The 13,567-nt window shown below is 67.0% G+C and carries 14 protein-coding genes; 5 read left to right on the forward strand and 9 right to left on the reverse strand.

Annotated features, from left to right (window positions below):
• Nucleotides 1-11 precede the first annotated feature (11 nt).
• Together ABH900_RS08345 and ABH900_RS08350 are read right to left on the reverse strand one after the other, a co-directional pair.
• Complete coding sequence (locus ABH900_RS08345; protein WP_429622427.1) at nt 12-1,220, reverse strand: endonuclease/exonuclease/phosphatase family protein; 1,209 nt, start codon at nt 1,218-1,220, stop codon at nt 12-14.
• Between the two features lie 37 nt (nt 1,221-1,257).
• Nucleotides 1,258-2,013, reverse strand: coding sequence for an arginyltransferase (locus tag ABH900_RS08350; protein ID WP_429622428.1), 756 nt, complete (start codon nt 2,011-2,013; stop codon nt 1,258-1,260).
• 156 nt (nt 2,014-2,169) lie between these two features.
• Between ABH900_RS08350 and ABH900_RS08355 the strand changes: the two genes are divergently transcribed.
• A complete protein-coding gene (locus ABH900_RS08355; RefSeq protein WP_429622429.1) occupies nt 2,170-2,730 on the forward strand; it encodes an EF-hand domain-containing protein in 561 nt (186 codons plus the stop codon).
• A gap of 51 nt (nt 2,731-2,781) precedes the next feature.
• Here ABH900_RS08355 and ABH900_RS08360 read toward each other — a convergent pair whose 3' ends face one another.
• The 4 genes from ABH900_RS08360 to ABH900_RS08375 form a co-directional block, all read right to left on the reverse strand.
• Nucleotides 2,782-3,999 carry an RNA polymerase sigma factor gene (locus tag ABH900_RS08360; RefSeq protein ID WP_429622430.1) on the reverse strand — a complete coding sequence of 406 codons (1,218 nt, stop codon included), beginning with the start codon at nt 3,997-3,999 and terminating at the stop codon, nt 2,782-2,784.
• A 225-nt stretch (nt 4,000-4,224) separates the two neighbouring features.
• Entirely contained in the window at nt 4,225-4,734 is a 510-nt protein-coding gene (locus ABH900_RS08365) for a pathogenicity-like protein (RefSeq protein WP_429622431.1), read from the reverse strand.
• A gap of 4 nt (nt 4,735-4,738) precedes the next feature.
• Nucleotides 4,739-5,659 (reverse strand): acyl-CoA thioesterase II, encoded by a 921-nt coding sequence (gene tesB / locus ABH900_RS08370; RefSeq protein WP_429622433.1) that lies wholly within the window; start codon nt 5,657-5,659, stop codon nt 4,739-4,741.
• Nucleotides 5,660-5,808: 149 nt separating this feature from the next.
• Nucleotides 5,809-6,585 carry an enoyl-CoA hydratase/isomerase family protein gene (locus ABH900_RS08375; protein ID WP_429622434.1) on the reverse strand — a complete coding sequence of 259 codons (777 nt, stop codon included), beginning with the start codon at nt 6,583-6,585 and terminating at the stop codon, nt 5,809-5,811.
• 34 nt (nt 6,586-6,619) lie between these two features.
• On the opposite strand from ABH900_RS08375, the gene ABH900_RS08380 reads away from it, so the two are divergent.
• Complete coding sequence (locus ABH900_RS08380; protein WP_429622435.1) at nt 6,620-7,066, forward strand: copper chaperone PCu(A)C; 447 nt, start codon at nt 6,620-6,622, stop codon at nt 7,064-7,066.
• 38 nt (nt 7,067-7,104) lie between these two features.
• Here ABH900_RS08380 and ABH900_RS08385 read toward each other — a convergent pair whose 3' ends face one another.
• The 3 genes from ABH900_RS08385 to uvrA all read right to left on the reverse strand — a co-directional run bounded on the left by ABH900_RS08385 (nt 7,105) and on the right by uvrA (nt 11,313).
• Nucleotides 7,105-7,830 carry an enolase gene (locus ABH900_RS08385; protein ID WP_429622436.1) on the reverse strand — a complete coding sequence of 242 codons (726 nt, stop codon included), beginning with the start codon at nt 7,828-7,830 and terminating at the stop codon, nt 7,105-7,107.
• 82 nt (nt 7,831-7,912) lie between these two features.
• Nucleotides 7,913-8,320, reverse strand: a complete 408-nt coding sequence (locus ABH900_RS08390; protein ID WP_429622437.1) for an acyl-CoA thioesterase — start codon at nt 8,318-8,320, stop codon at nt 7,913-7,915.
• Nucleotides 8,320-11,313 (reverse strand): excinuclease ABC subunit UvrA, encoded by a 2,994-nt coding sequence (gene uvrA, locus ABH900_RS08395; RefSeq protein WP_429622438.1) that lies wholly within the window; start codon nt 11,311-11,313, stop codon nt 8,320-8,322. The genes ABH900_RS08390 and uvrA overlap by 1 nt, the downstream gene beginning before the upstream one ends.
• Nucleotides 11,314-11,631: 318 nt before the next feature.
• Between uvrA and rplU the strand changes: the two genes are divergently transcribed.
• From rplU to cgtA, 3 genes are all read left to right on the forward strand, one after another.
• Complete coding sequence (gene rplU, locus ABH900_RS08400) at nt 11,632-11,949, forward strand: 50S ribosomal protein L21 (RefSeq protein WP_004148331.1); 318 nt, start codon at nt 11,632-11,634, stop codon at nt 11,947-11,949.
• Nucleotides 11,950-11,960: 11 nt separating this feature from the next.
• A complete protein-coding gene (gene rpmA / locus ABH900_RS08405) occupies nt 11,961-12,224 on the forward strand; it encodes a 50S ribosomal protein L27 (RefSeq protein ID WP_004148333.1) in 264 nt (87 codons plus the stop codon).
• A gap of 216 nt (nt 12,225-12,440) precedes the next feature.
• Complete coding sequence (gene cgtA, locus ABH900_RS08410) at nt 12,441-13,493, forward strand: Obg family GTPase CgtA (RefSeq protein WP_429622439.1); 1,053 nt, start codon at nt 12,441-12,443, stop codon at nt 13,491-13,493.
• Nucleotides 13,494-13,567 lie beyond the last annotated feature (74 nt).

Genomic DNA, 13,567 nt, shown 5'->3' on the forward strand with positions numbered 1-13,567 from the left:
TTTGCTGGGCCTTACGGCTTAACGTCCACCCACACCAGGTGGTGGTCGCTGCCGTCGGCGATCTTCGCTTCCGGGCTTTCATTGGCCGGCCAGAAGATGCCGCTGCCGATGTATTCGAAACCGGTCGAGGGCAGTACGTAGTCCAGGCGCATGGTGCCGGACTTCGGGCCGAAATCGCCGGTGGCGTGGAACGGCGCGCCCTTGCGCTCGATGCCCTTGGCCGCATAGGCCAGGCTGGTCTGCTCGCCGCCGATGCTGCGCGGGGTGGGGTAGCGCAGCACGCGGGCATTCTCGATCAGTTCAACGATTGCCTCATGGCGGCCATCGCCATCGACCGGGTCGTTGTTGAGGTCGCCGAGGATCACGAAGCGCGCATCCTGTGCCAGGCCGCCACACTGGCCCTTGTCGTCGCACAGCCACGGCTTGTCACCCTTGGACAGGTACTCCTGCCACAGGCGCAGTTCGTCGTGGTTGCGCGCTGCGTTGCGCTTTTCCGGGCCGTCGAACACCGGCGGCGTCGGGTGCGAGACCAGTGCATGGACCACGCCGGCCGGGGTCTTCACCGGCACGTCCCAATGCGACTTCGAGGACAGCCGCAGCTGCGACCACACCTGGTCGTTGTAGAAGCTCTTGCCGGTGCGCGGATCGATCGGACGGATCGCGCCGGGCATCGTGCTCCACTTCAGCAGCTGGAAGCTGCGCACCTTGGCCTCGTCGATCGGGTAACGCGACAGCAGCAGCATGCCGTACTGGCCCGGGTGCAGGCCGTAGCCCCAGGCGTCGTTGCCGCGGCTGCGGCCTTCGCCGCCGACCACGCCGTTGTTGTCCAGGTCCAGGCCACTGGGCACGCCGGTGTTGACCGGGGCCAGGTAGCGGTAGGCGAAGTGCAGCGGCTTGCCGCCGCCGGGCTGGGCAACGCCCAGGTAGCGCTTCTGGAACAGGTCGGCGGCGCGATGGGCGTCGTCGAAGTCGAACTCGTTCAGCAGCACCAGGTCCGGGCGCACCTGCTGCAGCACGGCGGCGATCTTGCGCGCGTGTTCGCTGTCGCCTTCCAGCTCCTTGATCAGGCCACCCGCGTCGTCCGAGTACAGCGAGGTGTTGTAGGTGGCCAGGCGCAGCGCAGCGGACGGCTTTTCGGTCATCGCGGGGGACTTGGCGAAGGCGGGGGCGGTGGCGCCGCAGAGCAGGGCCAGGGCGAGCATCAGGGGTTGGGCGTTCATGGCCGTATTGTGCACCCGGCCCGGTGTCAGTGGTTTGTCAGCGGCCGTCCAGATCGTTGTCGAAATCGTGCCAGCGGCGGCCGTCATAGGCCTCCAGCGGATGGAAGCGGCGCTTGTAGTCCATCTTCTGGTGCCCACGGATCCAGTAGCCCAGGTATACGTGCGGCAGGCCCTCGCGGCGGGCCCATTCGATCTGCTGCAGGATCGCGAAGGTGCCCAGCCCGCGAGCGGCATGGTCCGGGTCGAAGAAGGTATAGACCGCCGACAGGCCATGCTCGGTGACGTCGGTCACCGCCACCCCCAGCAGCTGGCTGGGCTGGCCATCGTGACCGGGCAGGCGCATTTCCATGAAGCGGGTGTGCGACCAGCTGCCGATCAGGAACTGCTCGAACTCGTGCGGCCCGTGGTCGTCCATGCCGCCATTGGCGTGGCGGTGCACCAGGTAGCGGTGATACAGCGCGAACAGGTCGTCGCGGGCAGTGGCGGCGGTGATCCGCACCTCCAGATCGTCATTGCGGGCCGCGCAGCGACGCTGGCTGCGATCCGCGGCGAAGCGCGCCACCGGAATGCGTACCGCCACGCAGGCCTGGCACTGGGCACAGTGGGGGCGATAGACCAGATCGCCACTGCGGCGGAAGCCCCAGCTCAGGGCCAGCGGGTACAGGCCGCCGAGGCGACGGTCGTGCGGGTCCAGCACCAGGTCGCGCGCCACCCGGTCCGACCAGTACCCGCAGGGGTGCTCGCCGGTCTGGAAAAGTCGAAGTTCGTCGTCTCTGTCGCCGTGTATCGCCATGGGCACAGCATAGCTCCAGCCCGTCGCAGTGGCGGCGACTGTCCGCCGGATGAATGGAACCGGCAGCGGCGTCAACCAATGTCGCGCCCGGGCGTTGTTGTCTCCCGAGGGTGAAGTGATCACCCCGACGCAATTCCCATCCCCAGGAGTGACCCCATGATCCGTACCCCCCTGCTGCTGGCCCTGCTGCTCGGCACCTCCGCTTCCGGTATCGCGCTGGCGGCCGACACCCCGACCGCGCCGGCACAGCGCCCGGCCAAGCTGGACACCAACGGTGACGGCGTCATCGACCGCAGCGAGGCCGCTGCCAACCCGCGCCTGGCCGCGAAGTTCGACGAGCTGGACAAGAACAAGGACGGCAAGCTCTCGCGCGATGAACTGCCGCGCTGGAAGCACGGTCGCCGTGGCCACGGTGGTGAGCGCTGGGCCAAGCTGGACGTCAACAAGGACGGCCGCATCAGCCGCGAGGAAGCCAAGGCCGATCCGCGCCTGGCCGAGCGCTTCGACCAGCTCGATCTCAACAAGGACGGCTATCTGGACAAGGCCGACCGCGAGCTGCGCATGAAGCAGGTGCGGGACGCCTGGTTCGCCGCCGCCGACACCAACAAGGACGGCCAGTTGAGCAAGGCCGAGTTCGATGCGGCCAAGGGCCCGATGCACGGTGGTCCGCGTCATGGCGGCCCGCGTGACAATGCGGCGCCGAAGCCGCAGCGCTGAGTTTCAACGCAGTGAATGACGACAACGCCGGCGCATTGCCGGCGTTGTCCGTTACAGGTGCCCGCTGCGCATCAGCGTGTACACCACCAGACCGATCACGAATACGTTCGCCCCGATGATGCCACTGCGGCCATACATGGATTCGAATTTCCAGTTGGTTCCGCTGCGGCCGCGCCGCGCCGAATCGCGCGCGATCATCGGTGCCATCACCCGCTGCAGCGGCACCAGGCACTGGTAGTTGACCACGCCCAGACCCAGTGCCAGCAGCAGCATCTGGCCCCAGATCGGGGCCTGCAGCAGCGCCGCCAGCAGCATCGCCACGCACCAGACCAGGGCGGTGCCGGTGTTGAGGCGGACAAAGTGCCGCACCTGCGTGCGTTCGCCTTCGGTCTCTGCATACGACATCAGGAAGCGGGCACCGAGGTAGCTGCCGATCGCTCCGCCGGCGACGCCGGCAGCGATGGCCCCCCAGCTTCCGACCGGCAGCACATGCAGTTGGCCCAGCGTGGCGGTCAACGTGCCCATCGCGGTGCCGCCGGCAACGCTGGCGCCACCGAGGCCAAGTTTGCTGCCGCCGATGCCGACACCGGTACCGAGCAGGATCGCGGCGCTGGCGGTGCCGGGCGCGGCCACCAGCACCATCGACACCACGACGGTAGCGAACGCAGCGCTCGGAGCGCTGCTGCGGGCGAATTCGCCGAAGCGCTGCAGCAGGCCTTCGCGCACCAGCGCGCGGGCGCGTGACAGGCGCTTGCGCACGGCCGCGTCGCTGAGCCCGAGCAGGTCGGCCACCTGCTGCGAGCGCTGGCCTTCGCGGTAGTACAGCAACAGCACTTCGCGGCTGTCGGCGGGCAGGGCGGACATGATGTCCTCGGCGGCGATCTCTTCTTCCACCCGCTGCAGCCGGTCGGCCGCGCCCGGCGTCGGGTCGGCGGCCATGCCCAGCGCGACCTCGGCGGCCTCGCCGGTCAGCGGGCGGCCACGCTGCGCGCGCAGCCAGTCGCGGGCCAGGTTGCGGGTGATCTGCCGCAGCCAGGGCAGGAAGCTGGTTGAACTGCGCAGCTGGTGCAGCTGTTGCCAGCCTTTCACGAAGGCTTCCTGGGCGATGTCCTCGCTGGCCTGGCGGTCGCGGGTGATGGCCAGCGCGATGGCGGTGACGGTGTTCTGGCAGGCCAGCACGATGCGGCCATAGGCATGCTGGCAGCCGCCGGCGGCCGCCGGCAGTTCGCGTTCCAGGGTCTGGTCGATCGATGCGGCGAAGGTCGTCATGGTGGCGGCGCTCCTGCGGGGATTGTGTCCCATGACGGCGCCGCATGCCCAATGTGACCGCAGATGCTGATGCATCTGCGGTCCGCGCATTCCACCTCATCCCCGCGCCGTTGGCGCACCCCCTTGAACAACAAGGGGGCTCCAATCCTGACCGGTTACGGTGAAATCGCGGCCCTGCTGCCAGGCCGCTGCGCTCGCCGGGCATGGCCCGGCGCTACCGGTGCGTTACTTGGCGGGCTGGATGCGGACCCGCACTTCTTCCTCTTCCGGCGCGGCCTGCGGGGCAGGTTGCGCCTGCTGCGGCTGGGCCTGCGGAGCAGGGGCCGGTGCGGCCGGTGCCGGGGCGCCGCGATGGCGCAGGCCGATCACCAGTGCCACGCCGGCGATCACCACCAGCAGGGCGATGCGGATGCGCCAGGCCCAGCCACGGCCGCCGCCCGTCGCCGGCGCGTCGTCGCGGAAGGCGAACTCGGCGGTCGGGTGGTCGCGGCGGGTGGTGTCGAGCAGGCGCGCGTCGCGCAGGATCTCGCGGGCGCGCGGCTGGTCATCGGCACGCACGATCCATACCGCGGGATAGGCATTGGCGTTGCCCAGCTCGGTATAGCTGAACTGGCCGCGGCGGCGGGTCTTGTACGAGCGCCCATTGGTCACCTTGACCTCGATGCCGTGCTCGCGCAGGAGCTCGGCCACGCCTTCAACGGTTTCCACGCGCTGGCTGCTGAAAATCTGGCGCATCGGATCAGTCCTTGGCCGGCACGGCGGCCGCTGCTGCCTGGTCCGGAACGACGCGGATCAGGCCTTCCTGCGCCGTGCTGGCGACCAGCACACCGTTGCGGGTGAAGAACTGGCCACGGGCCAGTCCGCGTGAATCCTGTGCGCTCGGGCTGTCCAGCGAGTACAGCAGCCAGTCGTCGGCGCGGAACGGGCGGTGGAACCAGATGGCATGGTCGAGCGAGGCCATCTGCACGTGCGGGTGGTAATAGCTGATGCCGTGCGGGAACGTCGCCGTGCCCAGCAGGTGGAAATCGGAGGCATAGGCCAGCAGGGCCTGGTGCAGTTCGGGCGCATCGCCGACCGGCTCGCTCAGGCGCATCCACACCTGGTGGTAGGGAGGGCGCTTGGGCGGGTTCAGTTCGTCGCGCGGGTAGACGTGGCGGAATTCGAACGGGCCGCCGCGTGACAGCCAGCGCTGCACTTTGATCGGCAGCCGCTCCAGCACCTCGGCCGGCAGCGGGCGGTTCGGCTCGATGTCTTCCGGCTGCGGCACTTCGGGCATCTTGTGCTGGTGCTCGGCACCGGTCTCGGCCTGCTGGAACGAGGCCGCGCAGAAGAAGATCACCTTGCCGTGCTGGATCGCGGTGACCCGGCGTACCGAGAAGCTGCCGCCGTCGCGGGTGCGGTCCACGTCGTAGACGATCGGGTGGTCGATGTTGCCGGCACGCAGGAAATAGGCATGCAGCGAGTGCACGTGGCGGCCGTTGTCGACCGTGGCCTGCGCCGCAGCGAGGGCCTGGCCCAGCACCTGCCCGCCGAACACGTACTTGGTGCCGATGTCGCGGCTCTGCCCGCGGAACAGGTTGTCCTCCAGCCGCTCCAGGGTGAGCAGGTCGATCAGCTCGGAGACGACGGGTTCGGGCGTGTCGTTCAAGGGGGCGGCCACAGCAGTGAAAGAGGGTCCGATTATACCGGTCAGGGATCTGACCCCGATGCCGCGCGCGGCCCCGCCTTCGGTAGTGCCGGCCGCTGGCCGGCAACCGCAGGGGGCCCGGAAGGATTGCCAGGTTGCCGGCCAGCGGCCGGCACTACCGTTTACTTGCCCAGCCGGGCGAGCAGCGCCTGCAGGGCGTTCTGCGCATCCGGGGCGAACCAGGCCTCGACGAAGCGGTCGAGCTGGATCAGGTCCGGCTGCAGCGCTACGTGCAGGTCGGCGCGGGCGATGGCGCGGGTCAGCAGCATCGGCTGGCGCGGCTGCTTGAGCAGGTTCTGCAGCCAGGCCACCGCGCGTGCCACCACCAGGTCGCCCTCGGCCAGTTCATCGACCAGGCCGATCTGCAGCGCCTGCTCGGCCGGCACCAGGGCACCGGTGGTGAGCAGCACGCCGGCACGGTGCACACCCACCGCGCGGCGCAGCAGGCGCTGGATGCCCTCCGGCGCGATCAGGCCCACCTGTACTTCGTTCAGGCCGATGGCATACGGGCGCGACGGATCGGCACTGCGCGCCATCACCCGGTAGTCGCAGCACAGGGCCAGCACGCAGCCGCCGGCCGGGGCGTGGCCGGTGATCGCCGCGACCACCGGAATGCGGCTCTCGGCCAGCGTGCGCACCGCGCCAAAAAAGGCGTTCCAGGTGTCCAGCAGCTTGTGCTTGTCATCGCCGTGCGAGAGCAGGTGCGGTACATCCATGCCGCCGGTGAAGATGCGCTCGCTGCCGGACAGCACGATGCCGTGCGCGTCTTCGGCCATGGCCAGCTCGATGGCATGGATCAACTGCCGGCACAGTTCGGTATCCAGGGCATTGACCGGCGGCCGCGCCAGGCGCAGCTCGCGGATGGGGCCATGGTTGATCACCTCGATGAGCGTCGTCATGCTGCGGTCTCGTTGCGAAGAAGGAACCTGGGCGATGATAACCAAACCATTCGTTGGCGTATTGTTGATGATGTGTGCGGCCGCAGCATCGGCTTCCGCCGCCGAGACGAAGTGCGTCACAGTGGAGCAGGGCTGGGTGCGGTTGCTGCCCAACCCGAAGATGGCAATGACTGCCGGTTATGCGGTGATCCGCAACGGCTGCGCCAAGGCGGTGGCGATCACGGGTGCACGCAGTGCGACCTTCGGCGATGTGTCGCTGCACGAGACCACGATCGTCGATGGGGTCAGCCGCATGCGTGAGGTCCGGCGCCTGCCATTGGCGCCCGGCGCACGCGCCGTACTCAAGCCCGGTGGCCTGCACCTGATGCTGATGGACGGCTACCGCACCCTGGAGGAGGGGCAGCCTGTGTGGCTGCAGCTGCAGCTGGAAGATGGCACCGAAGTCAGCACGGCATTGATAGCGCGCAAGGTGGCGCCGTAACGCACCGCATGTTCCGCCGGGCCATGCCCGGCACGGGCTTACGACCAGTCGTAAGAGAACAGCACCGTGCGGCTTTCCGGCTCGTACAGCATTACGATGGCATCGGCGCCGGTGGCGCACCAGTTGTAGCCGGCTACGTCGGCTACGGAGAAGAATTTGTGGCCATCGCGGGTGATGATCACGGTTTCGGCATCGTCCGCGGCGTCGGGGTCATCGGCAGCCTCGGTGAAGCCAAGCTCGAAGGCGGCGGGAATCTCTGCAGTCTCCGTCCAGTTGCCGAAACCGATCGGGCCGCCCAGCGAATCCAGGTAATCGCGCTCGCTGGCTTCACCCTTGCCATAGCGCGAGTAACAGGCCAGGCGGCCATGCGTGGCATGGTAGTCACGCGCCTTGGCATAACTCTCGCGCATCTGCGCGATGTGTTCCCGCGCGTCCTTGTCCTGCACCGCATCGCCGATGAAATAACCCTTGTTGCCGAGGAAGCGCATCTCGTTGCCGGCGGTCAGTTCGAAGGCGATCCAGTTGGTGCCGGTGAATGCGTTGTGGTGTTCTTCGGTGCCATCGCCGATGCAGCCGTCATACGGTTCGATCGGGCAGAGCATCGTCGCCACCTGGCCAGCCAGTTCCGGGCGCAGCACGCCCAGGTCGATCTTCAGCAGTGGCAGCAGGTGCTCGCCAAGCCAAGCCTGGTCGGCGGGGAAGACGTCGGTGGGGAAGGGGACCATGCCGGGCAGCAGGTCGCTCAGTTCAGTCTGGTGGATCATGTCAGTCCTTTGATGTGGAACGGTAGCGCCGGGCCATGCCCGGCGGGCCGGTGCCGACCAAGGTCGGCATCTACCAGATGTGTCAGCTCGACGCGCTGCGGATCGCCTCCGGCAGCGGTGCGCTCTTGCCGGTCTGGGTGTCCAACCACACCACCACCACATTGCCGTCGGAGTACAGCGTCGACTCATCCTGCTGGTCGACGATGCGGTGGCCGATGGTCACGCTGCTGTTGCCCAGGCGCTCGACGAACAATTCGACCAGGATGTCGTTGGGCCACACGATCGGCAGCCGGTAATTGACGTTGGTCGCGGCCACCACCGGTGCGATGCGGTCGGTCATCGACACGCCTTCCACACCCAGCATCCAGCGCACGCGCGCTTCTTCCAGATAGGAGATGTACTTGGCGTTGTTGACGTGGCCCATGCTGTCCATGTCGCGCCAGCGCACGCTGATCGGGATGCGGGCCAGGATCTTGGGTTCGCTGCTCATCAGGCGTCCTTCTTCTTCTTGCTGGCAGTGGCGGTCTTGCTGCTCTTGCCGGTGCTCTTGGCGGCCACCGCCTTCTTCGCAGGCTTCTCGGGCTTCACCTTGCGCGGCGGGCGGGCGTCGGGCTTGTTGGCCACGGCCGCCGGCTGCTCCGGGCGTGCGCTGGTGGAAGGCAGCATGCGGGCCAGGAACTGGCCGGTGTACGACTGCGGGCAGGCCGCCACGTCTTCCGGCGTGCCGGTGACCAGGATGGTGCCACCGCGATGGCCGCCTTCCGGACCCAGGTCGACGATCCAGTCGGCGGTCTTGATCACGTCCAGGTTGTGCTCGATCACCACCACCGTGTTGCCTTCGTCGCGCAGCTTGTGCAGCACGCCCAGCAGCGCTTCGATGTCATGGAAGTGCAGGCCGGTGGTCGGCTCGTCGAGGATGTACAGGGTACGGCCGGTATCGCGGCGCGACAGTTCCTTGGACAGTTTCACGCGCTGCGCTTCACCACCGGACAGCGTGGTCGCGCTCTGGCCCAGCTTGATGTAGCTCAGGCCGACGTCGACCAGGGTTTCCAGCTTGCGCGCGATCGACGGCACCGGCTCGAACAGCCGCAGCGCATCCTCGACGGTCATCTGCAGCACGTCGTTGATGTTGAAGCCCTTGTAAAGGATCTCCAGCGTCTCGCGGTTGTAGCGCTTGCCGTGGCAGACGTCGCAGGGCACGTACACGTCCGGCAGGAAGTGCATCTCGACCTTGATCAGGCCATCGCCCTGGCAGGCTTCGCAGCGGCCGCCACGCACGTTGAAGCTGAAGCGCCCCGGTGAGTAGCCACGTGCACGCGCTTCGGGCACCTGTGCGAACAGTTCGCGCAGCGGGGTGAACAGGCCGGTGTAGGTGGCCGGGTTCGAACGCGGGGTGCGGCCGATCGGCGACTGGTCGATGTCCACCACCTTGTCGAACAGGTCCAGGCCATCGATCTCCTTGTACGGGGCGATCGGGTGCGAGGAGCCGTTGATCTCGTTGGCGGCCAGCGAGAACAGGGTGTCGTTGATCAGGGTCGACTTGCCCGAGCCGGACACGCCGGTCACGCAGGTCAACAGGCCCGACGGAATCGCCAGGTCCACGCCCTTTAGGTTGTTGCCACTGGCCCCGCGCAGGTGCAGGGTCATCTTCGGGTTCGGCTTGTGCCGGCGTGCCGGGATCTCGATCGCACGCTTGCCCGACAGGTACTGGCCGGTCAGCGAGCGCGGTGCCTCCAGGATGTCCTGCAGGGTGCCCTGGCCGACGATCTCGCCGCCATGCACGCCCGCGCCCGGGCCGATGTCCAGCACGTAGTCGGCCAGGCGGATCGCATCCTCGTCATGCTCGACCACGATCACCGTGTTGCCGAGGTCACGCAGGCGGGTCAGCGTGCCGAGCAGGCGTTCGTTGTCGCGCTGGTGCAGGCCGATCGACGGCTCGTCCAGCACGTACATCACGCCAACCAGGCCGGCGCCGATCTGGCTGGCCAGGCGGATGCGCTGCGCCTCGCCACCGGACAGGGTGTCGGCCTTGCGCTCCAGGGTCAGGTAGTCCAGGCCCACATCGACCAGGAAGCCGAGGCGCTCACCGATTTCCTTGACGATCTTCGAGGCGATCTCGCCGCGCCAGCCCGGCAGGCTCAGTTCACTGAAGAACTTCAGCGCCTCGTCGATCGGCAGCACTACCAGGTCCGGCAGCGGGCGGTCGGCCACGAACACGTTGCGTGCCGCCTTGTTCAGGCGCGCGCCATGGCATTCCGGGCACGGCTGTTCGCTGATGTACTTGGACAGCTCTTCGCGCACCGCCGGCGATTCGGTTTCCTTGTAGCGGCGCTCGAGGTTGGGAATGATGCCCTCGAAGCGATGCTTGCGCTGGGTGCGGCCACCGGCTTCGGTGAAGTAGGTAAAGGTGATCGCTTCATCGCCGCTGCCGTACAGCACCGCCTGCCGCACCTTCTCCGGCAGCGAGTTCCACGCCGCATCGACGTCGAACGTGTAGTGCTTGGCCAGCGAGGCGATCAGCTGGAAGTAGTAGGCGTTGCGGCGATCCCAGCCGCGTACCGCGCCGGCGGCCAGCGACAGTTCTGGATGCACCACCACGCGCGACGGGTCGAAGAATTCGGCCACGCCCAGGCCATCGCAACCGGGGCAGGCGCCCATCGGTGCGTTGAACGAGAACAGGCGCGGCTCCAGTTCCGGCAGCGAGTAATCGCACACCGGGCAGGAGTATTTGGAGGAGAACAGCGCAGGCGCGGTTTCGGCATTGTCCAGGCTCTGCACCGAGGCCATGCCGTCGCCCAGCTTCAGCGCGGTCTCGAAGCTCTCGGCCAGGCGCTGCTTGATGTCCTCGCGCGGGCGGAAGCGGTCGATCACCGCCTCGATGGTGTGCTTCTGGCGCAGCGCCAGCGGCGGCACCGCATCGATCTCATGCAGTTCGCCGTCCACGCGCACACGCACGAAGCCCTGCGCGCGCAGCTGGTCGAACACCTGGGCATGCTCGCCCTTGCGGTCGCGAATGACCGGGGCCAGCAGCATGTAGCGCTGTTCCGGGTCCAGGGTCAGCACCTGGTCGACCATCTGGCTGACCGTCTGCGCTTCCAGCGGGTAGCCGTGGTCCGGGCAGCGCGGGGTGCCGACGCGCGCGTACAGCAGGCGCAGGTAGTCGTAGATCTCGGTGATCGTGCCGACCGTCGAACGCGGGTTGTGCGAGGTCGACTTCTGCTCGATCGAGATGGCCGGGGACAGGCCCTCGATATGGTCCAGGTCCGGCTTTTCCATCACGCTCAGGAACTGGCGTGCATAGGCCGACAGCGACTCGACGTAGCGGCGCTGGCCTTCTGCATAGATGGTGTCGAACGCCAGCGAGGACTTGCCCGAACCGGACAGGCCGGTGATCACGATCAACTTGTCGCGGGGCAGGTCGAGGTCGAGGTTCTTCAGATTGTGCGTCCGCGCGCCGCGGATGCGGATGAAATCCATCGCCATGGGGGATCCGGTTGTGGGGGCGTTGGCTGGGTGCCGGGCCAGCAGGGAACGGCAATCGGTCAGCCTACCGAGGTGACCAGATGGGGGCAATGGGCGACAATGCCAGCCCGGTGTCTCACCTTGTGAGACAGGCCGACAGGCAGGGGTCAGATCCCTTTTCACGTTGTGAAAAGGGATCTGACCCCGTTCCGGCCGGGCCCTCCAGGCCGTTCAGGGGTTGACTTGACCCGCGCTCGCCGACCTGCGTACAATTCCGCTCCTGTCCGCCCTCGATGGCGGCAGTCCATAGACCACAATAACTACAGAGGAAGTCTGGTCATGTACGCAGTACTGGTCACCGGCGGTAAGCAATACCGCGTGGCGCAGGGCGAAAAGCTCCGCATTGAAAAGCTCGAAGTCGAAGTCGGCAGCGAGATCAAGTTCGACAACATCCTGCTGCTCGGCGACAGTGATGGCATCAAGATCGGCGACGCCCTGAGCGGCGCTGCGGTCACTGCCACCGTCCTGTCCCAGGGTCGTGCTGACAAGGTCCGGATCATCAAGTTCCGTCGCCGCAAGCACCACATGAAGCGCCAGGGTCACCGTCAGTACTACACCGAAATCGAGATCACCGGCATTGCCGGTGGCAGCAAGTAAGGAGATAGGTCATGGCACATAAAAAAGGCGTAGGCTCTTCGCGCAACGGTCGCGACTCCAACCCGAAGTACCTGGGCGTCAAGATCTTCGGCGGCCAGGCCATCGAAGCCGGCAACATCATCGTGCGTCAGCGCGGCACCCAGTTCCACCCGGGTTCCGGCGTTGGCCTGGGCCGTGACCACACCCTGTTCGCCCTCGTGGACGGCAAGGTGGAGTTCTCGGTCAAGGGCGCCAAGAAGCGTCGCACCGTCAGCGTCGTGTCGGTCGAAGCCTGATAAGGCTTGTCTGGCAGCCATGCCCCGGCATGGCTTTGCTGGTCGAATCGCGCGCTGCATGAAGAGCCCCGCTTCGGCGGGGCTTTTCGTTGGAATCAGTGGTACAACGGGCACGGCCCGATCGCGGGGCCTGGCCCCGGTGGCCGGAGAGCATCCGGCACGACATTCAAGCAAGGCGGCGGCCCGCAGGTCGCGCCCATCGCAGGCATCGAAACAATGAAACTGGTAGACGAAGCAGAAATCGAAGTGTTCGCCGGCAACGGCGGCAACGGCTGCATTGGCTTCCGTCGCGAGAAGTTCATTCCGCTCGGCGGCCCGGACGGCGGCGACGGCGGTGCCGGCGGCAGCGTGTACATCCGCGCCGACGAGAATCTGAACACCCTGGTCGACTTCCGTCATGACCGCATCTTCAAGGCGCAGCGTGGCGAGAACGGCATGGGCCGGCAGGCCTATGGCAAGGGTGGCGAAGACCTGACCATCACCGTGCCGGTCGGCACCGTGGTCATCAATGTCGCCACCGACGAAATCATCGGCGACCTGACCCAGCACAACGACCGTCTGCTGGTGGCCCAGGGTGGCCGCGGCGGGCTCGGCAACATGCACTTCAAGAGCTCGACCAACCGTTCGCCGCGCCAGGCGCTGCCGGGTGAGCCGGGTGAGGAGCGCACGCTGAAGCTGGAATTGAAGCTGCTGGCCGACGTCGGCCTGCTGGGCTTCCCCAACGCCGGCAAGAGCACCCTGATCCGCGCCGTTTCGGCGGCGACGCCGAAGGTGGCCGATTACCCGTTCACCACGCTGTACCCGAACCTGGGTGTGGTGAAGGTGGAGAACTACCGCAGCTTCGTGATTGCCGACATTCCCGGCCTGATCGAAGGTGCGGCCGATGGTGCTGGTCTGGGCGCGCAGTTCCTGCGCCACCTGCAGCGCACCCGTCTGCTGCTGCACCTGGTGGACATCTCGCCGATGGAAGGTGGCGTGGAGGGCATCTCGCCGGTGGAGCAGGTGCGTGCGATCGAGCGCGAGCTGGAGAAGCACGACCCGGAGCTGCTGAACAAGCCGCGCTGGCTGGTGCTGAACAAGGCTGACCTGATGTTCGAGGACGAGGCCAAGGCCGCGGCCGAGCAGATCGTGGCCGAGCTGGGCTGGAAGGAGCCGTGGTTCCTGGTCTCGGCACTGGGCCGTGAAGGCACCTTCCCGATCATGAGCCGGATCATGGCCTTCTTCGATCGGCAGAAGGAAGACGAGCTGGAGGCTGCCCGCAACGCGTAACGACGCCGTTGGGGTTCCGTGCGAAAAACCCGGCTTCGGCCGGGTTTTTCGTTTGCGCCGGAAGGATGGGGTCA

This window comes from Stenotrophomonas sp. AN71 (assembly GCF_050435725.1).
Taxonomy (GTDB): domain Bacteria; phylum Pseudomonadota; class Gammaproteobacteria; order Xanthomonadales; family Xanthomonadaceae; genus Stenotrophomonas.